Annotated in this window: 20 protein-coding genes and 1 pseudogene; 7 read left to right on the top strand and 14 right to left on the bottom strand. The window is 67.4% G+C overall.

The window, feature by feature from the left end; all coding sequences use genetic code 11:
- Positions 1-44: 44 nt before the first annotated feature.
- A complete protein-coding gene (locus ACSQ3N_RS11770; protein WP_056168602.1) occupies positions 45-611 on the bottom strand; it encodes a TetR/AcrR family transcriptional regulator in 567 nt (188 codons plus the stop codon).
- A gap of 82 nt (positions 612-693) precedes the next feature.
- On the opposite strand from ACSQ3N_RS11770, the gene ACSQ3N_RS11765 reads away from it, so the two are divergent.
- Positions 694-1,161, top strand: coding sequence for a DUF1348 family protein (locus ACSQ3N_RS11765; RefSeq protein WP_056168599.1), 468 nt, complete (start codon positions 694-696; stop codon positions 1,159-1,161).
- Positions 1,162-1,423: 262 nt separating this feature from the next.
- Here the strand turns inward: ACSQ3N_RS11765 and ACSQ3N_RS11760 are convergent, their stop codons facing one another.
- From ACSQ3N_RS11760 to ACSQ3N_RS11730, 7 genes and pseudogenes are all read right to left on the bottom strand, one after another.
- Positions 1,424-2,359, bottom strand: a complete 936-nt coding sequence (locus tag ACSQ3N_RS11760) for an SMP-30/gluconolactonase/LRE family protein (RefSeq protein ID WP_056168596.1) — start codon at positions 2,357-2,359, stop codon at positions 1,424-1,426.
- A gap of 125 nt (positions 2,360-2,484) precedes the next feature.
- Positions 2,485-3,104, bottom strand: a pseudogene (locus tag ACSQ3N_RS11755) (Bug family tripartite tricarboxylate transporter substrate binding protein).
- Positions 3,105-3,241: 137 nt separating this feature from the next.
- Positions 3,242-4,186, bottom strand: coding sequence for an NAD(P)-dependent oxidoreductase (locus ACSQ3N_RS11750; protein WP_436146341.1), 945 nt, complete (start codon positions 4,184-4,186; stop codon positions 3,242-3,244).
- Positions 4,183-4,869, bottom strand: coding sequence for a diguanylate cyclase (locus ACSQ3N_RS11745; RefSeq protein WP_056168586.1), 687 nt, complete (start codon positions 4,867-4,869; stop codon positions 4,183-4,185). Before ACSQ3N_RS11745 ends, ACSQ3N_RS11750 begins: the two co-directional genes overlap by 4 nt.
- A gap of 66 nt (positions 4,870-4,935) precedes the next feature.
- Entirely contained in the window at positions 4,936-5,955 is a 1,020-nt protein-coding gene (locus ACSQ3N_RS11740; protein ID WP_436146340.1) for a Bug family tripartite tricarboxylate transporter substrate binding protein, read from the bottom strand.
- A 19-nt stretch (positions 5,956-5,974) separates the two neighbouring features.
- Positions 5,975-6,916, bottom strand: coding sequence for an amidohydrolase family protein (locus ACSQ3N_RS11735; protein WP_436146339.1), 942 nt, complete (start codon positions 6,914-6,916; stop codon positions 5,975-5,977).
- A 50-nt stretch (positions 6,917-6,966) separates the two neighbouring features.
- Positions 6,967-7,971: a Bug family tripartite tricarboxylate transporter substrate binding protein gene (locus ACSQ3N_RS11730; RefSeq protein WP_436146338.1), complete on the bottom strand. Its 1,005-nt coding sequence runs from the start codon at positions 7,969-7,971 to the stop codon at positions 6,967-6,969.
- A gap of 134 nt (positions 7,972-8,105) precedes the next feature.
- Here ACSQ3N_RS11730 and ACSQ3N_RS11725 point away from each other — a divergent pair, with 134 nt between their 5' ends.
- Positions 8,106-8,945 (top strand): IclR family transcriptional regulator, encoded by an 840-nt coding sequence (locus tag ACSQ3N_RS11725; protein WP_436146337.1) that lies wholly within the window; start codon positions 8,106-8,108, stop codon positions 8,943-8,945.
- A 182-nt stretch (positions 8,946-9,127) separates the two neighbouring features.
- Complete coding sequence (locus tag ACSQ3N_RS11720; RefSeq protein ID WP_056412419.1) at positions 9,128-9,706, top strand: peroxidase-related enzyme; 579 nt, start codon at positions 9,128-9,130, stop codon at positions 9,704-9,706.
- Between the two features lie 56 nt (positions 9,707-9,762).
- On the opposite strand, the gene ACSQ3N_RS11715 is transcribed toward ACSQ3N_RS11720, so the two are convergent.
- Positions 9,763-10,773 (bottom strand): LacI family DNA-binding transcriptional regulator, encoded by a 1,011-nt coding sequence (locus ACSQ3N_RS11715; protein WP_436146336.1) that lies wholly within the window; start codon positions 10,771-10,773, stop codon positions 9,763-9,765.
- A gap of 431 nt (positions 10,774-11,204) precedes the next feature.
- Between ACSQ3N_RS11715 and ACSQ3N_RS11710 the strand changes: the two genes are divergently transcribed.
- From ACSQ3N_RS11710 to garD, 3 genes are all read left to right on the top strand, one after another.
- A complete protein-coding gene (locus ACSQ3N_RS11710) occupies positions 11,205-12,164 on the top strand; it encodes a Bug family tripartite tricarboxylate transporter substrate binding protein (protein WP_436146335.1) in 960 nt (319 codons plus the stop codon).
- Between the two features lie 106 nt (positions 12,165-12,270).
- Entirely contained in the window at positions 12,271-13,434 is a 1,164-nt protein-coding gene (locus ACSQ3N_RS11705) for an L-talarate/galactarate dehydratase (protein ID WP_436146334.1), read from the top strand.
- Between the two features lie 110 nt (positions 13,435-13,544).
- Positions 13,545-15,122, top strand: coding sequence for a galactarate dehydratase (gene garD, locus ACSQ3N_RS11700; RefSeq protein ID WP_436146333.1), 1,578 nt, complete (start codon positions 13,545-13,547; stop codon positions 15,120-15,122).
- Positions 15,123-15,241: 119 nt separating this feature from the next.
- On the opposite strand, the gene ACSQ3N_RS11695 is transcribed toward garD, so the two are convergent.
- Positions 15,242-15,664 carry an acyl-CoA thioesterase gene (locus ACSQ3N_RS11695; protein ID WP_436146332.1) on the bottom strand — a complete coding sequence of 141 codons (423 nt, stop codon included), beginning with the start codon at positions 15,662-15,664 and terminating at the stop codon, positions 15,242-15,244.
- 140 nt (positions 15,665-15,804) lie between these two features.
- Complete coding sequence (locus ACSQ3N_RS11690; RefSeq protein WP_056168565.1) at positions 15,805-16,587, bottom strand: SDR family oxidoreductase; 783 nt, start codon at positions 16,585-16,587, stop codon at positions 15,805-15,807.
- A 139-nt stretch (positions 16,588-16,726) separates the two neighbouring features.
- Between ACSQ3N_RS11690 and ACSQ3N_RS11685 the strand changes: the two genes are divergently transcribed.
- Entirely contained in the window at positions 16,727-18,427 is a 1,701-nt protein-coding gene (locus ACSQ3N_RS11685) for an electron transfer flavoprotein-ubiquinone oxidoreductase (protein WP_436146331.1), read from the top strand.
- A gap of 87 nt (positions 18,428-18,514) precedes the next feature.
- Here ACSQ3N_RS11685 and ACSQ3N_RS11680 read toward each other — a convergent pair whose 3' ends face one another.
- The 3 genes from ACSQ3N_RS11680 to ACSQ3N_RS11670 form a co-directional block, all read right to left on the bottom strand.
- A complete protein-coding gene (locus ACSQ3N_RS11680; RefSeq protein ID WP_056412439.1) occupies positions 18,515-22,171 on the bottom strand; it encodes a hydantoinase B/oxoprolinase family protein in 3,657 nt (1,218 codons plus the stop codon).
- Positions 22,172-22,226: 55 nt separating this feature from the next.
- On the bottom strand, positions 22,227-23,210 hold the full coding sequence (locus tag ACSQ3N_RS11675) for a TRAP transporter substrate-binding protein (protein ID WP_436146330.1): 984 nt from the start codon (positions 23,208-23,210) through the stop codon (positions 22,227-22,229).
- A gap of 68 nt (positions 23,211-23,278) precedes the next feature.
- The gene (locus tag ACSQ3N_RS11670; RefSeq protein ID WP_056412445.1) at positions 23,279-23,983 is read right to left on the bottom strand and encodes an ABC transporter ATP-binding protein; all 705 of its coding nucleotides are present in this window, start codon (positions 23,981-23,983) and stop codon (positions 23,279-23,281) included.

Below are 23,983 nucleotides of genomic sequence, written 5' to 3'. Positions count from 1 at the left end.
AGGTCCTGGCTCCTGGGTGCGGCGCCAGGCTGAGAGCACCTCAGTCAGCGCACATGGCGTGAGACCACGGCCTCGAAGTCTTTCATCACATCATCCACGCCATGACCCATCTGCGCATGAACGATGGCGCCATCGATCACCAGCGATAGTGCACGCCCCGAAGACGCGGCATCGCGGCTGAACAGGTCGTCCAGCACGGACGACATCTCCTGCTTGTGGCGACGGACCGTGGCGAGGATTTCGGGATCGGACGACCCCAGTTCCGCCGCTGCATTGAGAAATGCACAACCCCTGAAGTCAGGCTGGCTGAACCAACTTTTAAGGGTCGTGACGAGTGCCCCCACCGCTGACGAACCCGCAGCCGTGGCGTGCGCCAAACTGCCTTGGAACCAGTCCATCCATTTGGCATGGCGGTAGTCAAGGTAGGCCCTGATCAGGTCGTCTTTGCTGGCGTACTGCCGGTAGAACGTGACTTTGCTGACCGAAGACCGCTCGATGATTTTGTCCACGCCGGTGGCCCGGATGCCTTCTCCGTAGAAGAGCGCATGGGCCGCCATCAGGATGCGCTCCCGGGGTGGCAATGGCTCTGGGGTCTGGTCAGAAGTTTTCATGCGGATATTGTAGACAGATCGTTCCACACACATTAATATTGTCATGTAGACAGATCGTTCTACTTACTTCAAAGGTCACCTCATGGAAACTCGCCCACCCGTTCCCCCGTTCTCATTGGCAAGCGCTGTTCAAAAGGTCCGTCTGGCCGAAGACGGCTGGAACACCCGCGACGCGGCCAAGGTTGCGATGGCCTACACCCCCGACACGCAGTGGCGCAACCGGGCCGAGTTCGCCAACAGCCGCGCCGAAGCCCAGGCCTTCCTGGAGAGAAAGTGGACGAAGGAGCTTGATTACCGGCTCATCAAGGAACTCTGGCTGTATGGCGACAACCGCATCGCGGTTCGGTACGCCTACGAGTGGCATGACGACGCTGGGAATTGGTTCCGCTCGTATGGCAACGAGAATTGGGAATTCGCGGCCGACGGGCTCATGCAACGGCGCTTCGCGTGCATCAACGACATGCCCATCAAGGAATCGGAGCGCAAATTCCACTGGCCTCTGGGTCGCCGCCCCGATGACCACCCCGGTCTGTCCGATCTGGGTTTGTGAAGAGTATCCCGACAAGGCAGAGGGTGACACGGGCTGAGCGACTCAGCCGTGCGCCCCAAGGCCGCAGGGCAATTGTGGCGGGGTTGCCGCACAAGAGTGCAGTCGGCCCCCGGCAGCCACCGCGGCCGCCCAGGTCTTCACCTCACACCACCACCGACACGTACCGGGCGCCTGGCTTGCAGTGTCATCGCACGACCAAAAAATGGTCACCCACGGCCCAAAGCCGCTGCGCTGTTTTGCCGCCGCCGCGGCTACCGTTGATTTACTGACGACCGCGCGCTGCGTGCAATGGCAGGCCGGATGCGTCCATGTCCGCGCGCAGGATATGACCGTGCGTGGAGTCGGTCACGTACAGCGTGCGGGCGCCCTCGCCTGCCCCGCAGCCAAAAGCCAGGTTGGTGGTCGATGCCCCCGCCGGCCCGCGCAGCACCAGCTCGGGCTCGGCCCGGTGGTTGAGCACCCAGACATAACCCAGGCCCGGGTTGGCCACCAGCAGCCGGCCCTGCGCATCCACGGCCAGGCCGTCGGGGCCGCTGGGGCCGTAGGACGTGAAGAACTGCCCCACCTTGGCCACGCTGCCGTCGTGCAGCAACGGCACGCGCCACACGCAGTTGCCGCGGGTCACCGCCAGATACAGCACGCGCCCGTCGGGCGACAGGGCCACGCCGTTGGGGCTGGGCACATTGGCCAGCAGCAGGTCGAGCTGGCCATTCGGGCGCAGGCGGTACAGGCGGCCGCTCGGGTCGTGCAGGCCGCTCTGGCCCTGGTCGGTGAAGTACAGGTTGCCGTCGGCGTCGAAGATCAAATCGTTCACGCCCTTGAAGCGCTCGCTGTTGCGGCGCTCCAGGTGCGGCGTGACGGTGCCGGTGGCCACATCCAGGCGCATGAGGCCGTTCTTGTAGTCGGTGATCAGCAGCGTGCCGACGTCCATGAACTTCATGCCGTTGGGCTCGCCGTCGTACTCGGCCACCAGCGTCCACGCGCCCTCTGGGCTGATGCGAAAGATGCGGCCCCACGGGATGTCGGTCACGTACAGGTGGCCTGCGTCGTCGAACACCGGGCCCTCCAGAAACGAATCGGTGACGGTGCCGCCCCGGTTGGCATCGGCCCACTCGCTGCGCTCGCGGCGGCGAAAGTGGTCGGGCATGGAGGTGAACACATCCAGGTCACGGACCTGGGGTGGTTGCAGCAGAAACATGGCGGTGTCTTTCTTGTTGTTCAGGCAGGAGCGCCGAAACCATACCGCCGTGCCGGGTTGTCGACGAGGCGGCCCCCACCGCATCCATGCGGCATGGCATCGCGCAACGGCAGGACCATGGGCGATCAGTCCAGCTTGATGTTGCCCTTGCGCACCACATCGCCCCACTTGCTGTCTTCCTTCTTGAGGAAGGCCGCGAACTCGGCGGGCGTGGAGCCCACGGGCTGCGCGCCCATGTCGGCCAGGCGCTGCTTGAGCTCGTCTTCCTTCATCACCTCCTGCACGGCCTCGCGCAGCTTGGCAGCGATAGGCTCGGGCGTGCCTGCGGGCAGGAACATGCCGTTCCATTCATATGCTTCGTAGCCGGGGATCACCGTCTCGGCCACCGTGGGCACGTCGGGCAGGCGCTTGGACCGTTCGGGTGCCGACACGGCCAGTGCGCGCAGCTTGCCGCCCGACACGTGCGGGTAGGTGGCCGCCACGGTACCGAACATGAAGTCCACCTGGCCGGCCATCACGTCGGTGATGGCGGGGCCGCCGCTCTTGTAGGGCACGTGCATCATGTCCAGGTTCAGCTGCTGGCCCTGGCACCCAGGCGCGTGGCCAGCACGCGGGCCACGGCGTCGGCCGCACCGCCGGGCGCATACGGCACGACGATGGTGATCGGGCGCTCGGGGAACGCGGCATGGGCCAGGCCCGTGGCCAGGGCGCAGGCGGTGATCAGGGGTTTGAGAAAACGCAACATGTCTTGTCTCCGATCCATCGTTCATGCGGGCATTCAGCCCAAATGCTATTAATAACATAGCTATAACCGCTTGATGGACAAGCGGTAGAGGCCATTTTTTATTCAAAATCCTGTTCGCCGGGCTTTCCCTGCCATGCCTACGCGGCACGCATCGCTGGCGTCTCGCGGGCCAGCACTGCCAGCAGGTTCGTGGCCGCACCCACGCCCATGTTCACGTAGGCGTCGCTGGTCACGCCGCCGATGTGCGGGCTGAGGATGAAATTCTTCTCGCCCTGGAACGGGTGGCCGGCCACCATGGGCTCCACCGCAAAACTGTCCAGGCCCGCCGCCATCACCTGGCCCGAGCGCACGGCTGCGAGCAGCGCGGCTTCGTCGATGAGGCCGCCGCGCGCGGTGTTCACCACGATCACGCCGCGCTTGCACTGAGCGAGCGTGGCGGCGTTCAGCATGCCGCGGTTCTCGTCGGTCAGCGGGCAGTGCAGGGACACGGCGTCCGCCTCGCGCCAGATGGTCTCCAGGCTCACGCTCTGCACGTAGTCCGGCAGGTTCTTGGCGAACGGATCGAAGCCGATCACGCGCATGCCCAACGCATCGGCCATCTTCGCAAAGCGCAGGCCGATGGCGCCCAGGCCCACCAGGCCCACGGTGCGGCCGCCGAGCTCCAGGCTCTTGTGCGTTGCCTTGTCCCAATGGCCGGCATGCATGCGCGCATCCAGCTGCACCACCGACTTGGCACAGGCCAGCAGCAGTGCCAGCGCCTGCTCGGCCACGGCCGCAGCATTGGCGCCCACGGCGGCCACCACCTGGATGCCGCGCGCCTGGGCCGCCACCTTGTCGATGGTGTCGGTGCCGCTGCCGTGCTTGGAGATCACCTTGAGCGAAGGCGCCGCGTCCATCACGGCCGGGCCCACCTTGCCGTAGCGCACGATGATGGCCACCGGGTCGTGTTGCCTGGCGAGGGCGACCAGGTCGTCTTCGGTGGGCGTCTTGCCGGCGTAGACGATGTCGTAGCCGCTGAGCAGGCCGAGCGCCTGCTGCGCCAGGTCGGCGCCTGTGACGATGATGGTGGGGTTGGTGCTCACAGCGATTCCCCTTCCGCCAGGACACCGGCCGCACGCAGCGCGGCGGGCAGCCACTTGGAGGCCGTGTCGCCACGGGCGATGGCTTCGATGCGGGCGGCCTCGTCGGCCAACTTCTTGTCGGCCAGGGCCATCATGCCGGGGGCCTTGGCGCGCTCGATCACAACCACGCCGTCGGCATCGCCCACCACCAGGTCCCCCGGGTTCACGGTTGCGCCGCCGGCAGAGATGGGGTGGTTGATGCGGCCGGGCACGTACTTGGTGGGCCCGGCGGGGTTGAAGCCTGCGCTGAACACCGGGAAGTCCAGCTCCAGGATCTCCAGCTTGTCGCGGATGGCGGCGTCCACGATCACGCCGGCCAGGCCGCGCTTCTTGCAGGCGCTGAGCATCAGCGTGCCCATGAGGGCGGCGGTCAGGTCGCCCTTGCCGTCGATCACCAGCACGTCGCCGGGCTGGGCCAGCGCAATGGCGGCGTGGATCATGAGGTTGTCGCCGGGGCGCACTTCCACGGTGAAGGCCGGGCCTGCCACCTGCATGCCCTGGTGCACCGGCGCCACGCGGCCGTGCATCGTGCCGCGGCGGCCCGCCACGTCGGCCAGGATGGCGGCCTGGAAGGTCGCGGCTTTGCTCACGACGTCGGCGCTCACGCGCTCGATGTCACGGATGATGTCGGGGAGTTGGCTCATGGTGTTCTGTCCGTTTGAAAAATGAAGAAGGGGTGCGTGCAGACAATGCCGGCTGCAAAGGCGGTCTTACTCAGCTTTTATGTTTCCGTCTTTGATGACCTTGGCCCACTTGGCGGAGTCGGCCTTTTGCAGGTCGCCCAGCTGCTGGGGCGTGCCGCCCACCAGCGTCACGCCCAGCTTGTCGGCCAGGGCGACCACGGCGGGGTCCTTCAGGGCCTTGTTGATCTCCTGGTTCAGGCGCTGCACGACCGCAGTGGGCGTCTTGGCCGGCGCGAACACGGCCTGCCACTGCTCCACCACGAAGTCCTTCATGCCCACCTCGGCCATCGTGGGCACGGCCGGCAGGGATTTGAGGCGCTGGGCCGAGGTGACGGCCAGCGCGCGCAGCTTGCCCGCCTGCACATGCGGCAGCGCGGCGGCCGCGGGCGCGAACATGAACTGCACCTGGCTGGCCAGCGTGTCCTGCAGCGCCGGGGTGTCGCCCTTGTAGGGCACGTGGATGAAGCGCGCGCCGGTCTGCTGCTGCAGCAGCTCGCCCTGCATCTGCAAGATGGTGCCGTTGCCGCCCGAGGCGAAGGCAAGCTTGCCCGGCTGGGCCTTGGCAGCGGCCAGCAGGTCGGCCACCGTCTTGAACGGCTGGTCCGTGCCCACCACCAAAATGTGCGGAATGGTGCCGATGATGACCACGGGCTCGAAGGCCGTGATGTGGTCGTACGGCAGCTTGCCCATCAGGTGCGGCGCGATCGCCTGCGGCCCGATGGAGGTACCCAGCAGCGTGGTGCCATCGGGCACCGCCTTGGCGACGAAGGCCGCGCCGATGGTGCCGGTGGCGCCGGCCTTGTTGTCCACGATCACGTTGGTGGACAGCGCCGCGCCGATGCGCTGCGCCACGTTGCGGCCCAGCACGTCGGTGCTGCCGCCTGGGGGGTACGGCACCACCCAGGTGATGACGCGGCCGGCGGGCCAGTCGCCCTGGGCTCGTGCTGGGGCGGCCAGCCACGGGGCCAGCAGCGCGGCACCGCCGGCGGCGAGCACGCCACGGCGCGACAGGCCGGCAGATGGAAGGTCAGTGGTGGATTCGGTCACGGTGGTGTCTCCCCGGTTATCAAGACAATGAAGAAATGGTCGGCGCGAAGCCGTAGAGCGCGGCCGGGTTGTCCACCAGCACGCGCTGCAGCGTCGCGCTGCTGTCGCCAGCCTCGCGCGCCCAGTCGGCCAGCCGGTCCACCTGGCGGGCGTCGTCGGGCAGGGGCTGCACGCCGGCCGATGCGGTGGCATGCGGCCAGTCGCTGCCCCATACCACGCGGTGGGGCGCGCAGCGCAGGTAGCTGGCAGCCAGGGTGTCGAGCGCGGGGTCTTCCACCGAGTGCTGTTCGCTCACGATGTAGCCGCCCGACAGCTTGACCCACGCCTGCCCGCACTGCAGCAGCGCCAGCAGCAGCGCATGGGCGGGGTGCCGCCCCGCCTGCGCGGGAGCGATGCGGCCGAAGTGGTCGAACACCACCGGCACGGGCAACTGGCGCAGCACATCGGCCTGCGCGATCAGCACATCGGGCGCCATCAGCAGTTGCAGGTGCCAGCCCAGCGGCGCGATGCGGCGGGCCAGCGGCAGCAGCGAATCCGCCGTGCCCGACACGCCCAGCGACAGGTTCAGCCGCACGCCGCGCACGCCGGCGGCGTGCAGGCGCTGCAGCGCTGCATCGCTCTCGGTGCCGTCGATCACCGCCACGCCACGGGCTGGCACGCCCATGGCGCCCAGCGCGGCCAGGCCTTCGAGCATCGGGCGGTTGTCGGTGCCGTAGGTCGATGGCGTGACCAGCACCACTCGCGTGGTGCCGATGCGCTGCTGCAGCGCTGCATAGTCCAGCGCCGACGCATCGGGCGGCAGCAGCCTGGCCTGCGGCGCGGCCGGAAAGCGGCTGTCGTACACATGCACATGGCAGTCGCAGGCACCGGCCGGCACCAGGGTGCGCGGCACGGCAGTACCGGCTGAAAACCGCACGGCGTGGGCGGTACGCACAGGCGTGACAAGGCTGTCGCGGTGCATGGCGCGGACTCTTGGGGGGCGTGAAGCGGTCGCTGTGGCGGCGCTGCCGGTCAGTCCAGGCTGGCGCCCGAGTCCTTGACGATCTTGCCCCAGCGCGGCACTTCGGTGCGCAGCAGCTGGCCGAACTGATCGGCCGATCCGCCCAGGATGTCGCCGCCTTCGGAGCGCAGCTTCTCGGCCACTTCGGCGTGCTGCAGTGCCTGGTTGATCGCCTTGTTGAGCTGCGCCACGATGGGCGCGGGCGTGCCAGCGGGCGCCAGGATGCCGAACCAGGTCACGGCCTCGAAGCCCTTGTAGCCCGACTCGGCCAGCGTGGGCACATCCGGCAGCTGCGACGAGCGCTTGGCCGACGTGATGGCCAGCACCTTGAGCTTGCCGTTGCGCACCTGGCCGAGCAGCGTGGGCACGGAGGACATGTACAGATCGATCTGCCCGCCCACCAGGTCCGTCATGGCCTGGGCCGCGCCCTTGTAGGGGATGTGGCGCAGCTTGATGCCGGCCGCGTTCTCGGCCAGTTCGCCGGCCAGGTGGGCCACCGTGCCGTTGCCCGAGTAGCCCAGGGTGAGTGCGTCAGGCTTGCCCTTGGATGCGGCCACCACGTCGGCAAAGGTCTTGTACGGCGAATTGGCCGGCGCGGCGATCACGATGGGCGACGACGACACCAGTGCCACGGGCACCAGGTCCTTGATGGGGTCGTAGGGCAGCTTGGGGTACAGCGTGGGGTTGATCGCCAGATTGCTGGTCTGGCCCATGACCAGCGTGTAGCCGTCAGGAGCGGACTTGGCCGCGGCGTCCACGCCCAGGTTGCCGCCTGCGCCGGGGCGGTTGTCCACGATCACGTTCCACTTGTTCTGGTCCGTGAGCTTTTGCGCCACGGTGCGCGCGATCATGTCGGTGCCGCCACCGGGTGGAAACGGCACGATCAGGCGGATGGGTTTGTTGGGGTAGGCGGCCTGGGCCTGGGCGGCCACGGGCACAGCGGTTGCGGCAAGGCCCATCAAGGCTGCGCACAGGTGCGCGCCGACAGCACGCGAAAGCGATGGAAAAGCTGGCATGGATTTGTCTCCGTTTTATGGTGGTTCGTCACGCCGGTCCGCAGAACCTGCGACGGCCCGGCGCCGTGGCCGCGACTTTACGCAGACGTTTCAACCCATACAATGGCGTTGCACACAATGAAACGAATGGCACCATGAGCAACAGCCCCAGCAAGCCAGCGCGCCCTGCCGTCCACCGTGCACCGGCGCCCGAGCCACCGGCTCCAACGCCAGCCCCAGAGGCCTCAGGGGCTGCAGACTCCGAGCCTGCGACGGGCGTCATCGCCGTCACCCGGGCCCTGCAGGTGCTGGAGGCTTTTGCCCTGGGCGAATCCAGCCTGCCGCTGGCCGAGCTGAGCCGCCGCTGCGGCCTGCACAAGACCACGGTGCTGCGCCTGGCGCGCACGCTGGCGCAGTCGGGCTTCATGGTGCAGCGCGAGGATGGCGACTGGCGCCTGGGCCCCGCCGCGGGCTGGCTGGGCGCGCGCTACCAGGCGGGCTTTGACGTGCAGAACGTGCTGGAGCCCGCGCTGCGCGAACTGACCCACGCCACGGGCGAAAGCGCGGCCTTCTACGTGCGCGAAGGCCAGGTGCGGACCTGCCTGGTGCGCGTGGAGGGCCCCCAGGCACTGCGCCACCACGCCCGCATGGGCGAAGGCCTGCCGCTCGACAAAGGCTCGCCGGGTCGCGTGATCCTGGCGTTCTCGGGCGAGCCGGGCAAGGCGTATGAGGACATCCGCAAGAAGGGCTACCACTGGTCCATCGGCGAGCGCGAGCAAGGCGTGGCCACGGTGTCGGCGCCGGTGTTCGGCATGCACTGGCGCCTGATGGGGTCCGTGTGCATCTCGGGCCCCGCATCGCGCCTGCCCGCTGAAAAACTCGAAGCCCTGGCCCAGACGGTGATCGCCGCGGCCACGCAGCTGTCGTATGCGCTGGCGGGCAACACGGCAGCGCCCGCGCAAAGCCCTGTGCGGGCCACGCACTGGCATCCTTGACCCCCCCCCCTGAGCCGCCTGGCGGCGTCTTCCCCCTAAGGGGGACGCACCCGGTGGACCGGCGGAGCCGGATCCACGGGTGCACTGGCATGGTCAGCGCCAGTTTCGGGGGGGCGTGGGCGACGCATGCATCGCGGATACTGGCATCCACGACACAACAAAACACAGCCAAGGAGACCTTCGTGAGCCGCTATCCCTTTCCCGACCTGAACACCCTGCCCGACGACATCCGCGCACGCATCGTGGAAGTGCAGGAGAAGGCCGGCTTCATCCCCAACGTGTTCCTGGCGTTTGCGCGCCGCCCTGCCGAGTGGCGCGCCTTCTTTGCGTACCACGATGCGCTCATGCTCAAGGAAGAAGGCAGCCTGACCAAGGGCGAGCGCGAGATGATCGTCACCACCACCAGCGCTGCCAACCAGTGCCTGTACTGCGTGGTGGCCCACGGCGCCATCCTGCGCATCTACGAGAAGAAGCCGCTGATTGCCGACCAGGTGGCGGTCAACCACCGCAAGGCCGACATCAGCCCGCGCGAGCGCGCCATGCTGGACTTTGCGATGAAGGTCTGCCAGCGCTCGCACGAGATCGAGGACGCCGACTTCGAGGCCCTGCACCCGCACGGCTTCGACGACGAGGACATCTGGGACATCGCGGCCATCACCGCGTTCTTCGGGCTGTCGAACCGCATGGCCAGCTTTGCCGGCATGCAGCCCAACCCCGAGTTCTATCTGATGGGCCGCCTGCCGCGTGAGAAGAACAAGTAGGTGCGGCCCCGGCAAGCCCGGGGGGCCCTTACAACGTGGCCGATCCGGCCGCGGCGTCAGCCCGGCACGGCTGCGGTGGAGGCCCGCTCGATCAGCTCGAACCCTAGGTCGAACGTCGAGCGCTGCGGCTGCACGCCGCGGCAGCGGTCCATGATGAGCTGCGCTGCCAGGCGGCCGATCTCGGGCCCGTCCACGTGCACGGTGGTGATGGGCGGCACCATGTGCGCGCTGAAGTCCGCATTGCCAAAGCCGGAGATCGCCAGGTCCTGCGGCACGCGCAGACCGCGCGCCTGCGCCTCCACCAGAATGCCGTGGGCCAGCATGTCCGAGCTGCACACCACCGCCTGCAGGCCGGGCTCCCGGGCGAGCAGCTCGCACAGCGCCCTGCGGCCCAGCTCCAGCGTGCTGGGCGCGGGCACCACGGCCGTGGGTACGTCGCGGCCCCAGGCGGCCAGAAAACCCTCGCGCCGCTCCATCGCGCGCTGGTCGCCGCCGGTGGCGATGCCCACGCGCTGGTAGCCCCGCGACAGGAAGTACCCCGCCAGCGCACTGCCGACCTTGAGGTGCGAAAACCCGATCACCATGTCCACCGGCCGGTCGCTGATGTCCCAGGTCTCCACCACCGGCACGCCCGCCTTGCGCAGGCGGTCGCGCGCGGCTTCGGACTGCACCAGGCCCATCATCACGATGCCGTCCGGCTGCCGGCTGACCATGGCATTGAGCACGTCGATCTCGCGCTGCGCGTCGTAGAACGTCTGGCCCAGCAGGAGTTGGTAGCCCTCTTCCGCCAGCGTGGCGGTGAGCGACTGCACCGTGGGCAGGAACTGCGACACCGACAGCGCCGGCACGATCCCCGCCACCATGCGGCTGCGCTTGGACTTGAGCCCGCCGGCCAGCAGATTGGGGATGTAGCCCGTGGCCTCCACCGCCTGCTGCACGCGCGCCCGCGTCTTCTCCGACACGATGCCGGGGTTCCCCAGCGCACGCGACGCCGTGATGGGCGAGACGCCAGCCGCCTGGGCAACGTCGTGCAGGGTGGCGGGCTTGCGGGGCGGTGGCAGGTTCATGAAGGGTACGGCGGGGACTGCGGAAAGAGAGGAAGGTGCGGACAGGCGGATGTCGGTGCGAGAAGCGGCCGGTGGGGGCCACGGCCAGTGCAGTGGGCTCTGGCGGCCGTGCGCTTCAGCGCACAACCCACAGCGCGACCCGCCATGCGCGACGTTAGCAGATAGCGCAGCGGCCCCGCCCCGGTGCCCGCCTGCGCGAAGGCTGCGAGGAGCGCCTGCTAACCACCACCCCCTGGCAGCGCGCAGCAGGTGCCGTTGGGGCCGCACCCAGCGAAACATGCAGCAGATCGCCCCGCATTGACTTTTGAAATGACAACGATATCATTTATCCGGCCAACAAAAAAACAGAGTTCATGGCGACAGAAATAAAACAGATGCTGGCATTTGCCCAAAAATGACAACGATGTCATTCAACCATCAAGGAGACAAGCATGAAGAAACTTTGGATTACCGCAGCCCTGGCCATGGCAACGCTGAGCACCTCGGCCCTCGCCTGGCCCGACAAGGCCGTCACGCTGGTGGTGCCCTTCCCGCCCGGCGGCTCTACCGACCAGGTCGCCCGTGCCGTGAGCCCCCGCCTGACCGACAAGCTCAAGCAGCCGTTCACGGTCGACAACCGGGCCGGCGCCACCGGCACGATCGGCGCCACCTTCGTGCAGCGGGCTCCGGCCGATGGCCACACCTTCCTGGTCACATCGCTCGGCCCGCTGGTCATCGTGCCGCACCTGCTCAAGAGCCTGCCCTACGACCCCACCAAGGACTTCGACTTCATCACCGTGGCCGTGGCCTCGCCCAACGTGCTGGTGGTGCCCGCCAACTCGCCCCACAAGAGCGTGGCCGACGTGATCGCGCACCTCAAGGCCAACCCCAACAAGATGAGCTTCGCGTCCGCCGGCAATGGCTCCAGCGACCACCTCACGGCCGAGCTGTTCTGGCAGCAGACGGGCACCCAGGGCGTGCACATCCCCTACAAGGGCGGCGCTCCCGCGCACACCGACCTGATCGGCGGCCAGGTGGACGCGTCGTTCCAGAACATCAACGCCGTGATCCAGTACATCAAGGGCGGCAAGATGCGCGCACTGGCCGTGACCAGCCCCAAGCGCTCGCCCGTGCTGCCGGATCTGCCCACGCTGGCCGAGGCAGGCGTGAAGAACGTCGAAGTCGCATCCTGGCAAGCCATCGTCGCGCCCAAGGGCCTGCCCCCCGCCGTGCGCCAGAAGGCCCATGCGGCGTTCGTGGAAGCGCTGAACGACCCCAAGGTGAAGGAGCAGTTCGTCTCCATCGGGTTCGAGATGGTGGCCAACACGCCGGAAGAATTCGCCGCCTTCCAGCGCAAGGAATACGACCGCTGGAAGACCGTGATCCAGGCCGGAAAGATCACCATCGACTGACGCGTGGCCGAGGGAAACCTGCGCATCCTGTGGCGGGTTTCCCTCTCACTGCCGCTCCGCTCCGAGCACGCTTTTTCTCTCCCTCTCGCCCCACCGCTTGAACGCCATGACCGCTCTCTCATCCGCCGACAACACCCCGCTGAGCCCCGACAGCATCGCCTGGATCCGCCTCTCGTCGTGCTACCTGCCGCTGGCCAACCCCATCAGCGACGCCAAGGTGCTGACCGGCCGCCAAAAGCCCATGACCGAGATCGCGATGCTGTTCGCCGAGATCGAGACCCGCGAGGGCCACCGGGGCCTGGGCCTGAGCTACTCCAAGCGCGCCGGCGGCCCCGGCCAGTTCGCGCATGCCAGGGAGATCGCCCCCGCGCTCATCGGCGAAGACCCGAACGACATCGCCCGCCTGTGGACCAAGCTGTGCTGGGCGGGCGCCTCGGTGGGCCGCAGTGGCATGGGCGTGCAGGCCATCGGCGCGTTCGACGTGGCGCTGTGGGACCTGAAGGCCCGCCGCGCCCACCTGTCGCTGTCCAAGCTGCTGGGCTCGCAGCGCGAGTCCGTGCGGTGCTACAACACATCGGGCGGCTTCCTGCACACACCGCTCGATCAACTCAAGGTGAACGCCCGGGCCTCGCTGGACCGGGGCATCGGCGGCATCAAGCTCAAGGTGGGCCAGCCCGACTGCGCGCTGGACATCCAGCGGGTGCAGGCCATGCGCGAGCACCTGGGCGACGCCACCCCCATCATGGTCGACGCCAACCAGCAGTGGGACCGCCCCACCGCCCAGCGCATGTGCCGCATCTTCGAGCAGTACAACCTGATCTGGATCGAAGAGCCGCTGGACGCCTACGACTACGAGGGCCACGCCGCGCTGGCCGCGCAGTTCGACACCCCCATCGCCACCGGCGAGATGCTGACCAGCGCCGCCGAGCATGGCGAGCTGATCCGCCACCGCAGCGCCGACTTCCTCATGCCCGACGGCCCGCGCCTGGGCGGCATCACGCCCTTCCTCAAGGTCGCGGCGCAGGCCGAAATGGCCAACGTGATGCTGGCCCCGCACTTCGCGATGGAGCTGCACGTGCACCTGGGCGCCGTGTACCCCAGCGAGCCCTGGGTCGAGCATTTCGACTGGCTGGAGCCCCTGTTCAACGAACGCCTGGAGCTCAAAGACGGCCGCATGCTGGTGCCCACCCGCCCGGGCCTCGGCCTTTCGCTCACCGAGCAGGCCCGCGCCTGGACCCGCGAATCCGTCGAGGTGGGCCAGCGGGCCTGACGGCTCACCCTGCGTTGCCCACCCCGCCGCCCATCCCGCAATCACCACAACCCACAACCCGCCAGCGCATCGAACCCACGGCACGCCCTGCGTGCCCAGGAGCCAGCCCCATGAACGCCAGAACCACTTCCTTGCGCCCTCCTCTGTGCATCCAGATGCACGAGGCCGACAACGTCGCGATCGTCGCCAACGACGGTGGCCTGCCCGCCGGCACCACCCTGCCTGCGGGCGTGACGCTGGTGGATGCCGTGCCCCAGGCGCACAAGGTGGCGCTCCAGGACATCCCCCAAGGCGGCGTGGTGCGGCGCTACAACGTGCCCATCGGCTATGCCATCCGCGCCATCCCGGCCGGCAGCTGGGTGCATGAAAAGCTGCTGGACATGCCCGATGCGCGCTCGCTCGACGGCCTGCCCATCGCCACCGTGAAGCCGGCTGCACTACCGCCGCTCACGGGCTACACCTTCGAGGGCTACCGCAACGCAGACGGCTCCGTGGGCACGCGCAACATCCTGGCCATCACCGAGACCGTGCAGTGCGTGGCCGGGGTGACCGAGTTCGCGGTGCAGCGCATCAAGGCCGAGCTGCTGCCGAAGTACCCGAACGTGGACGACGTGGTCGCCCTGGCCCACACCTACGGCTGCGGCGTGGCCATCGACGCGCCCGACGCCGTGATCCCCATCCGCACGCTGCGCAACATCAGCCTGAACCCCAACTTCGGCGGCGAGGTGATGGTGGTGAGCCTGGGCTGCGAGAAGCTGCAACCCGAGCGCCTGCTGCCCCCCGGCTCCATCCCGCTGGTGGACGAACGCACGCAGGCAGACACCCCGCTGGACGTGGTCTGCCTGCAGGACGAGGCACACGTGGGCTTCATGTCCATGGTCGATTCGGTGATGCGCCAGGCCGAGCGGCACCTGCAGCGCCTGAACCAGCGCCGCCGCGAAACCGTGCCCGCCAGCGAACTCGTCGTGGGCGTGCAGTGCGGCGGCAGCGACGCCTTCAGCGGCGTCACCGCCAACCCGGCCGTGGGCTTTTGCACCGACCTGCTGGTGCGCGCGGGCGCCACGGTGATGTTCAGCGAAGTGACCGAGGTGCGCGACGGCATCGACCAGCTGACCGCGCGCGCCTCCACCCCCGAGGTGGCCGACGCCATGATCCGCGAGATGGCCTGGTACGACGCCTACCTGCAGCGCGGCCGGGTGGACCGCAGCGCCAACACCACGCCGGGCAACAAGAAGGGCGGCCTGTCCAACATCGTGGAAAAGGCCATGGGCTCCATCGTCAAGTCAGGCAGCTCGCCCATCACCGGCGTGATCTCCCCGGGCGAGAAGCTCCAACAAAAGGGCCTGATCTACGCCGCCACGCCCGCCAGCGACTTCATCTGCGGCACGCTACAGGTGGCAGCCGGCATGAACCTGCACGTCTTCACCACCGGCCGCGGCACGCCCTACGGCCTGGCCGAGGTGCCCGTCATCAAGGTCGCCACGCGCGACGACCTGGCACGCCGCTGGCACGACCTGATGGACGTCAACGCCGGCACCATCGCCACCGGCGAGAACACCATCGAAGACGTGGGCTGGGAGATGTTCCACCTCATGCTGGAGGTGGCCAGCGGCCGCAAGAAGACCTGGGCCGAACACTGGAAGCTGCGCAATGCGCTGGTGCTGTTCAACCCGGCGCCGGTGACTTGAGCTGATCTGATCTGAGCTGAGCTGAGCTGAGCCCCAGCAGAATGCTACTATTTCAATAGCTGCTGGCGCTTTACCAGTGCGCGGTAGAGCACTATTTCGCTTGAATTTTCAATACCCCATCAGGCACTGACGAGCGCCCGCATCCAGTCGGGCAGGTCCGTGGCCTTCTGCCGCGGAAAGTCCACCCAGATGGTGGTGGCGCCGCCTGCCGCGCACACCACGCCCGGCTGGTCCACGCGCTCCATCGTGCCCCAGGTCTCGAACGTGGTGCGGCCCGGGTCGCTCACGTAGAGCTTGAGCAGCACATCGGCCGGGTACTCCAGCTGCCGGTAGAAGTTGCAGAACGCGTTGACGATGACCGGCCCCTGGCCCTGCGGGTCGGGGTTGCAGCCCACCGACACCAGCCAGTCGATGCGCGCCGTCTCCAGGTACCTGAAGTACACCGTGTTGTTGACATGGCCCATCGCATCCATGTCGCCCCAACGCACGGGAAAGCGCATCTCGTAGACCTGCTTCTTGGCTTCAGGAATTTCAATCTTCATCGATAGTCCAGTTTGGTGGTACCGCCCAGCGCTCTGCAACTGGCGCGCCCCCAGGCCAGTGCCACCGTGGAACTGGCTCCGCCAGGCCACCGGTGGCGTCCCCCTCGGGGGATGGCGCGCAGCGCCTCAGGGGGGCTCTTCTACACAGCGAAGCCGTCGTCGGCGGCGATGACGGCGCCGTTGATGAAATGGCTCTGGTCGCTGGCCAGCATGACCAGCAAGGCATCCAGGTCCTGCGGGCTGCCCACGCGTTTGCGGGGGAGCATGGCAATGAGCTTCTTGCCCTGCTCGGTGTCCCAGTGGTGGTGGTTGATCTCGGTGTCGATGTAGCCGGGGCAGATCGCGTTGGTGTTGATGCCGAACTTGCCCCATTCCATGGCCATGGCGCGGGTCATCTGCACCACGGCGGCCTTGCTCATGCAGTAGGCGCCGATCTGCGGCAGCACCTTGAGGCCCGCCATCGAGGCGATGTTGATGATGCGCCCACCCGTGAAGCTGCCAGGCGCGGCACCGCGCGAGCGGGCCAGCATGCGCTTGCCGACCTCCTGCGCCACGAAGAACGCACCCTTCACGTTAGTGTCGAAGATGAAGTCGTAGTCCTCGGGCGTCACGTCCTGCAGGCGCTGCGTGGTGCTCACGCCCGAGTTGTTGACCAGGATGTCGATGGAGCCCATTTCGGTCTCGGCGTGCGCCACGGCGGACTTGATGGAGTCATGGTCGGTCACATCGAGCTCGATCACGTGGGCGTCACCGCCCTCGCCTTCGATGCGCGCGCGCAGCTCCTTGAGCTTTTCGACCCGGCGGCTGGCCAGCACCACCCCGGCGCCGGCGCGGGCCAGCGTGCGGGCAAACTGTGCGCCCAGGCCGCTGGAGGCGCCCGTGATGAAGGCCACCCGGCCGGACAAGTCGATGCTGTAAGCCATTTAGAGTCTCTCCACTCAACAAAATAGAACGGTCGTTCGATTGTCGCTATTCCATGAATACAATCAGTCGCCAGCCAGACAGGGCATTGCATCCTGCTCTGTTCAAAATATCCATTATCAAACGCCCGACGAGAAGCCCATGACAAACGAAGAAATCATCGCCCAGTATGGTCCCCGTGAATCGATGGAATACGACGTGGTGGTCGTCGGTGGCGGCCCCGGCGGCCTGGCCACCGCGATCCGTCTGAAACAACTGGCGGCAGAAAAGGGCCAGGATGTCTCGGTGGTGGTGCTGGAAAAAGGCTCCGAGCCCGGCGCGCACATCCTGTCGGGCGCCATCATGGACCCCAAGGCGCTGACCGAGCTGATCCCCGACTGGAAAAAGCGCGGCGCCCCGCTGAACCAGCCCGTCACCGACGACGCCTACATCTTCCTGTCGGAAAAATCGGGCCTGCGCGTGCCCAATGTGTTTTTGCCACCGTTCGCACAAAACCACGGCAACTACATCGTGCGCCTGGGCGACGTGACCAAATGGATGGCCGAACAGGCCGAAGCCCTGGGCGTGGAGATCTTCCCCGGCTTTGCCGCCGCCGAAGTGCTCTACAACGAGAATGGTTCGGTCAAGGGCGTGGCCACTGGCAACATGGGCGTGGGCAAGGACGGCGAGCCTACCGAGAACTTCCAGCTGGGCATGGAACTGCTGGGCAAGTACACCGTGTTCGCCGAAGGCGCACGCGGCCACCTGGGCCGCCAGCTGATCGAGCGCTTTCACCTGTCCGAAGGCCGCGACCCGCAGAGCTTTGGCCTGGGCGTGAAGGAGCTGTGGGAGATCGACCCCAAGAAGCACCAGCCCGGCTTCGTGATGCACACCGCAGGCTGGCCCATGGAGAACGACACCTACGGCGGCGCGTTCCTGTACCACCTGGACGACAACAAGATCGCGCTCGGCTTCGTGACCGGCCTGGGCTACAAGAACCCCTACCTCAGCCCGTTCGAGGAATTCCAGCGCTGGAAGACCCACCCCAACGTCCGCTACTACTTCGAGAACGAAAAAGGCGAGATCACGGCCAAGCGCCTGTCCTACGGCGCGCGCGCCATCAACGCCAGCGGCATCAACGCCCTGCCCAAGACCATCTTCCCGGGTGGCGCACTCGTGGGCTGCAACGCAGGCTACCTGAACGTGGGCCGCATCAAGGGCAGCCACGCCGCCATCAAGACGGGCATGCTGGCCGCCGAGGCTGCGTACGACGCCGTCGTGGCCGGCCGCCAGCACGACGAACTCAAGGCCTACCCCAAGGCTTTCGAGGAAAGCTGGCTCTACACCGAGCTGAACAAGGACCGCAACTTCAAAAACTGGTTCAAGTACGGCCTGACCACGGCCACGGTGATGAACGGCTTCGAGCAGCTGATACTGCGCGGCCGCATGCCCTGGACGCTGCACCGCGACAAGCCCGACCACGCCTACCTCAAGCCCGCGGCCGAGTGCAAGCCCATCGTCTACCCCAAGCCCGATGGCAAGCTCACGTTCGACCGCCTCAGCAGCGTGTTCATCAGCAACACCAACCACGAAGAGAACCAGCCGGCCCACTTGACGCTCAAGGACGCGAGCGTGCCGGTCAACATCAACCTGGCCAAGTACGCCGGCCCCGAGGCGCGCTACTGCCCGGCGGGTGTGTACGAGTTCGTGCCCGATGTGGCCAAGGGCGGCGACGCGCAGCGCCTGCAGATCAACGCGCAAAACTGCGTGCACTGCAAGACCTGCGACATCAAGGACCCGACGCAGAACATCGTGTGGGTCACGCCCGAAGGTGGCGGCGGCCCGAACTATTCGGGCATGTGACCCGCGCTGGCGATACGCCGCCAGCCACCCAGATCAAAGGGCCTGCCATGCAGGCCCTTTTTCATGGCGCGGGCCCGCAGGCCCGGTTCACTCAGCGGCCACGCATTCGCCGAACCCGCCACCGCCCGGGGTGGAGATCTCAAACACATCGCCCGGCTCCATCTGCGCGGCGCCGATGTGGCCCAGTTCCTCGACTTGGCCATTCGCGCGCAGCACCCGGTTGGCGCCTGCGCGGCCCGGCTGGCCGCCCGCCATGCCGAAGGCGGGGTTGAGCCGCCCGTTGGACAGGATGCTGGCCGTCATGGCCTCCAGAAAGCGCACGCGCCGCACGCCGCCGTCACCACCGGCCCAGCGCCCCGCGCCGCCTGACCCACGCTGGATCTCGTAGCTGTCGAGCACCACCGGGAAGCGGAACTCCAGCACCTCGGGGTCCGTGAGGCGCGAGTTGGTCATGTGGGTCTGGACCACGCTGGTGCCGTCGAACCCGCGCACCGCGCGGCCTGATGCATCGAACACCGCACCCGCACCGCTGCCGCCAGCAATGGTTTCGTAGTACTGGTACTGCGCGTTGCCGAAGGTGAAGTTGTTCATCGTGGGCTGGCTGCCCGCCATCACGCCCAGGGCGCCGAACAGCGCGTTGGTGATGCAGGTAGAGGTCTCCACATTGCCCGCCACCACCGAGGCCGGCGGGTTGGGGTTGAGCATGGAGCCCTGCGGGATGATGACCTGCAAGGGCTTCAAGCACCCGGCGTTGAGCGGAATATCGTCGTCCACCAGCGTGCGGAACACGTACAGCACCGCGGCCATGCACACCGCACGCGGCGCGTTGAAGTTGTTGGTCTGCTGCGCGCTGGTGCCCGCAAAGTCGATCACCGCGCTGCGCTCAGCCACATTGACCTTGACCGACACGCTGATCTGCGCGCCGTTGTCGAGCGGCAGGGTGAACTGCCCGTCCTTGAGCTGCGTGATCACGCGGCGCACCGACTCTTCGGCGTTGTCCTGCACATGGCGCATGTAGGCCTGCACGACGGGCAGGCCGAACTGCTCCACCATCTTGGACAGTTCCTGCACGCCCTTTTCGTTGGCCGCGATCTGCGCGCGCAGGTCGGCCAGGTTCTGCTGGGGGTTGCGGCTGGGGTACTGGGTGGTACCGCCGCCCGTGGCCAGCAGCGTGCGCACCTCCTCTTCCAGGAAGATGCCGCGGTCCACCAGCTTCACGTTGTTGATCTGCACGCCCTCTTCGTCGATGCGCGTCGAAAACGGCGGCATGGAGCCCGGCGTGGTGCCGCCAATGTCCGCATGGTGGCCCCGGCTGCCGACGTAGAACGTGGGCTCTGCGCCTGCGGCCACGTAGACCGGCGTGATCACCGTCACATCGGGCAGATGGGTGCCGCCGTGGTAGGGGTCGTTGAGCATGAACACATCGCCCGGGTGCATCTTGCCGGTGTTCTCGCGGATCACGGTCTTGATGCTCTCGCCCATCGAACCCAGGTGCACCGGCATGTGCGGCGCGTTGGCAATGAGGTTGCCGGCAGCATCGAACAACGCGCAGCTGAAGTCCAGGCGCTCCTTGATGTTCACCGAATAGGCCGTGTTCTGCAGCTGCAGGCCCATCTGCTCGGCGATGTTCATGAACAGGTTGTTGAACACCTCCAGCAGCACCGGGTCCACCGTGGTGCCGGCGGCGTACTGGACCTTGCGCGCGGTCACGCGGTCCAGCACCAGGTGGTCCAGGTCGGTCAGGCGCGCCGACCAGCCGGGCTCCACCACGGTGGTGGTGTTCTTCTCGGCAATGATCGCGGGGCCCGGGACCACGTCGCCGGGGCGCAGGTCCTCGCGCACCACCAGGGCTGCGTCGTGCCACTCGCTGCCCGAATACATCTGCACCGTCTCGCGCAGCGGGTGCTTGCGATGGGCGTGCACCGGCAGGCGCGGCTCTGCAGGCGCATCGCCGGCGATCACCGCCTCGACCGACACGGCTTCCACCACCAGGCCCTTGCCCACCATCAGGAAGGCAAAGCGCTGGCGGTACGCCGCTTCGAAGGCGGACTGGATGGTCGCCATGTCGCCGAAGGGCACGACCAGCGCGGAGTCGGTGCCCTCGTAGCGCACATGCACGTTGTGGCGCACCTGCACCGGGTTGGCGCTGACCTGCTGGCGCTCCAGCTCGGCCTGGGCGGCAGAGCCCAGCGCGTCCAGCCGCTCGGCAATCAGGGGCAGCACCTCGGTGGCGAGCGGCATCTCCACTGCCTGCTCACGGATCACGTTCTGGTCCGCCAGGCCCATGCCGTAGGCGCTGAGCACGCCCGCCAGCGGGTGCACGAACACCCGCGTCATGCCCAGGGCGTCGGCCACCAGGCAGGCGTGCTGGCCGCCCGCGCCGCCAAAGCACTGCAGCGTGTAGCGCGTGACGTCGTAGCCGCGCGCCACGCTGATCTTCTTGATCGCGTTGGCCATCTGCTGCACGGCGATCTGGATGAAGCCTTCGGCCACTTCCTCGGGCTTGCGCTGGGTCTGCGTGGCGATGTCCTGAAAACGTGCGCGCACCGCGTCGGCATCCAGCGTCTCGTTGGCGGCCGGGCCGAACACGCTGGGGAAGTAGCGTGGCTGCACCTTGCCGACCATCACGTTCGCGTCCGTCACGGCCAGCGGGCCGCCGCGGCGGTAGCTGACGGGGCCGGGGTTGGCACCCGCGCTCTCCGGGCCCACCCGGAACCGCGAGCCGTCGTACGCCAGCACCGACCCGCCGCCGGCTGCCACGGTGTGGATGCTCATCATGGGTGCGCGCATGCGCACGCCGGCCACATGGGTTTCGAACTCACGCTCGAACGCACCGGCGTAGTGGCTCACGTCGGTGGACGTGCCGCCCATGTCGAAGCCGATGACCTTCTCATGCCCCGCCAGCCCTGCCGTGCGCGCCATGCCCACGATACCGCCGGCCGGGCCGGACAGGATGGCGTCCTTGCCCTGGAAGGTGCCGGCATCGGTCAGGCCACCGGACGACTGCATGAAGAACAGCTTGACGCCCGGCATCTCGCTGGCCACCTGGTCCACGTAGCGGCGCAGGATGGGCGAGAGGTATGCATCCACCACCGTGGTGTCGCCGCGGCTCACGAACTTCATCATGGGGCTGGTTTCATGCGATGTGCTGATCTGCGTGAACCCGACCGACCGCGCGATACGCTGCGCCGCCTTTTCGTGCTGCGCGTAGCGGTAGCCGTGCATGAACACGATGGCCACGCTGCGCAGGCCGCGCGCATAGGCTGCCAGCAAATCGCCGCGCAGCGTGGGCTCGTCCAGGGGCAGCATCACGCTGCCGTGCGCACCCATGCGTTCGCGGGCCTCGATCACCTCGGTGTAGAGCAGCTCGGGCAACTGGATATGGCGGTCGAACAGGCGCGGGCGGTTCTGGTACGCAATGCGCAGCGCATCGCGAAAGCCGCGCGTGGTGACCAGCAGCGTGGGCTCGCCCTTGCGCTCCAGCAGTGCATTGGTGGCCACGGTGGTGCCCATCTTCACGCACTCGACCTGGGCGGGCGTCACCGGCTCGCCGGGCTTCAAACCCAGCAGGTGGCGAATGCCGGCCACCGCGGCGTCCTTGTACTGCTCGGGGTTTTCGGACAGCAGCTTGTGGGTGGTGAGCGAGCCATCGGGCCGCTTGGCCACGATGTCGGTGAAAGTGCCGCCCCGGTCGATCCAGAACTGCCAGCGGGGCGTGTGTGTGGGGGGTGTCAGGTTATTCATGGTGTGATGGTTCCGACAGTTGAGAAATGAAAAACGGGATGCCGCAACGCGCCGTTCAGCGCTGCGTGTAATAAGGAATGAAAAGCTGGTTGGCCTCGCTGCCAACCGTTCGCACCCACTCGCGCGAGAAGCGTTCGCCCAGCCGCTTGAGTTCGGCGTTGAGCTCGGCGGTGGGGCGCTCCACCTTGATGCCCTTGCGCTGCAGTTCGCCGACCGACTCCTGCGCGATGGCCTCGCTCATCGCCCAGCCGCGGGTTTCCGCCTCGGCTGCCGCCTTGGTGACGGCCTGGCGCACGGGTGGCGGCAGCGCGTCGAACGCCTGCTGGTTGACGAACACGATGTTCTTGGGGAACCACGCGTCGATGCCGTAGTACTGGCGGATCTGGCCCCAGACTTGGTTCTCCACGCCGGTGAGGGCTGAGGTGATCATGGAGTCGAGCTGCCCGCCGGCCAGCGCCTTGTTGACCTCGACCATGGGCACGTCCACCGGCGTGGCGCCCAGCAGCTCGGCGATGCGCACGGTGGCGGGGTTGTAGGTGCGCATGCGGGTGCCCTTGAAGTCGGCGGACGACTTCACGGGCGCCACGGAGAACAACCCCTGCGGCGGCCACGGCACCGCGTACAGGGCCTTGAGCCCCTTGCGCGCGAAATGCCCCTCGATCAGCGGCCGCTGCAGTCCCCACATGCGCCGCGCGTCGGCATAGCTGTGCACCACGAAGGGCACGGCATCGGCACCGGCGATGGGCATCTCGGCCACGAGGCTGGTCATGATGGTCTCACCTGCCTGGACCTTGCCGCCCTGCACTGCCGCAGGAATGTCGGCCAGCTTGGCCAGCGTGTTGTTGGCGTGCACCTCGATGCGCAGCGCACCCGACGATGCGGCCTCGACATCCTGCGCGAACTGCACCAGGTTGCGCGTGTGGAACGATTCGGCACGGTAGCCCGTGGCCAGCTTCCATTGCACCGGCGTCTGGGCCGGCACACCGAAGGCGCAGCCCATCCCCGCCGCACACAGTGCGGTCATCCAAAAAGCTTTCACAGGAACTCCTGGGAGGTGAAATGACCGGCTGGCTGGGCGTGGCAGGTCGGGCACGCAGGCGCGCGGGATTAAAGGCCCAGGTACGCCTTCTTGACGCCTTCGTCGTGCAGCAGCGTCTGGGCCGGGCCTTCCATCGCAATGCGCCCGGTCTGTATGACGTAGCCGCGGTGTGCGATGGCCAGCGCCTTGTGCAGGTTCTGCTCCACCAGCAAGATGGAGACGCCCTTGGCGTTGATCTGCTGGATCACGTCCAGCACCTTGGTCACGAACTTGGGCGCGATGCCCCACGAGGGTTCGTCCAGCATCAGCAGCTTGGGTCGCGCCATCAACCCGCGGGCGATGGCCAGCATCTGCTGCTCGCCACCGCTCATGGTGCCCGCGAGCTGCGTCGCGCGCTCCTTGAGGATGGGGAACAGCCCCAGCATCTCGTCGATGCTGCTGGCCACCTCGTGCTTGTCTCCTCGGGTGAAGGCGCCAAGCTCCAGGTTGCGCAGCACCGTGAGGCGCGGGAACAGCCGGCGCCCTTCGGGCACCAGGGATAGCCCCAGCGACACCCGCTTGTGGGCTGGCAGCCCGCCGATGGACTGGCCGTTGAAGGACACCTTGCCAGCCGCAGCCGCGTTGAGCCCTGCCACCGCGCGCAAGGTGGTGGACTTGCCGTTGCCGTTGCCGCCCACCAGGGCCACGATCTCGCCGGCCCCCACGGTAAGGCTCACGTCCGAGATGGCCAGCACGTCGTCGTAGCAGACCTTGAGGTTTTGGATGTCGAGCAT

Source organism: Acidovorax sp. LjRoot194 (assembly GCF_964253015.1).
Lineage (GTDB): Bacteria > Pseudomonadota > Gammaproteobacteria > Burkholderiales > Burkholderiaceae_C > Acidovorax.
The sequence above is the reverse complement of the archived record's forward strand: the minus strand, read 5'-3'. Positions and strand labels throughout refer to the sequence as shown.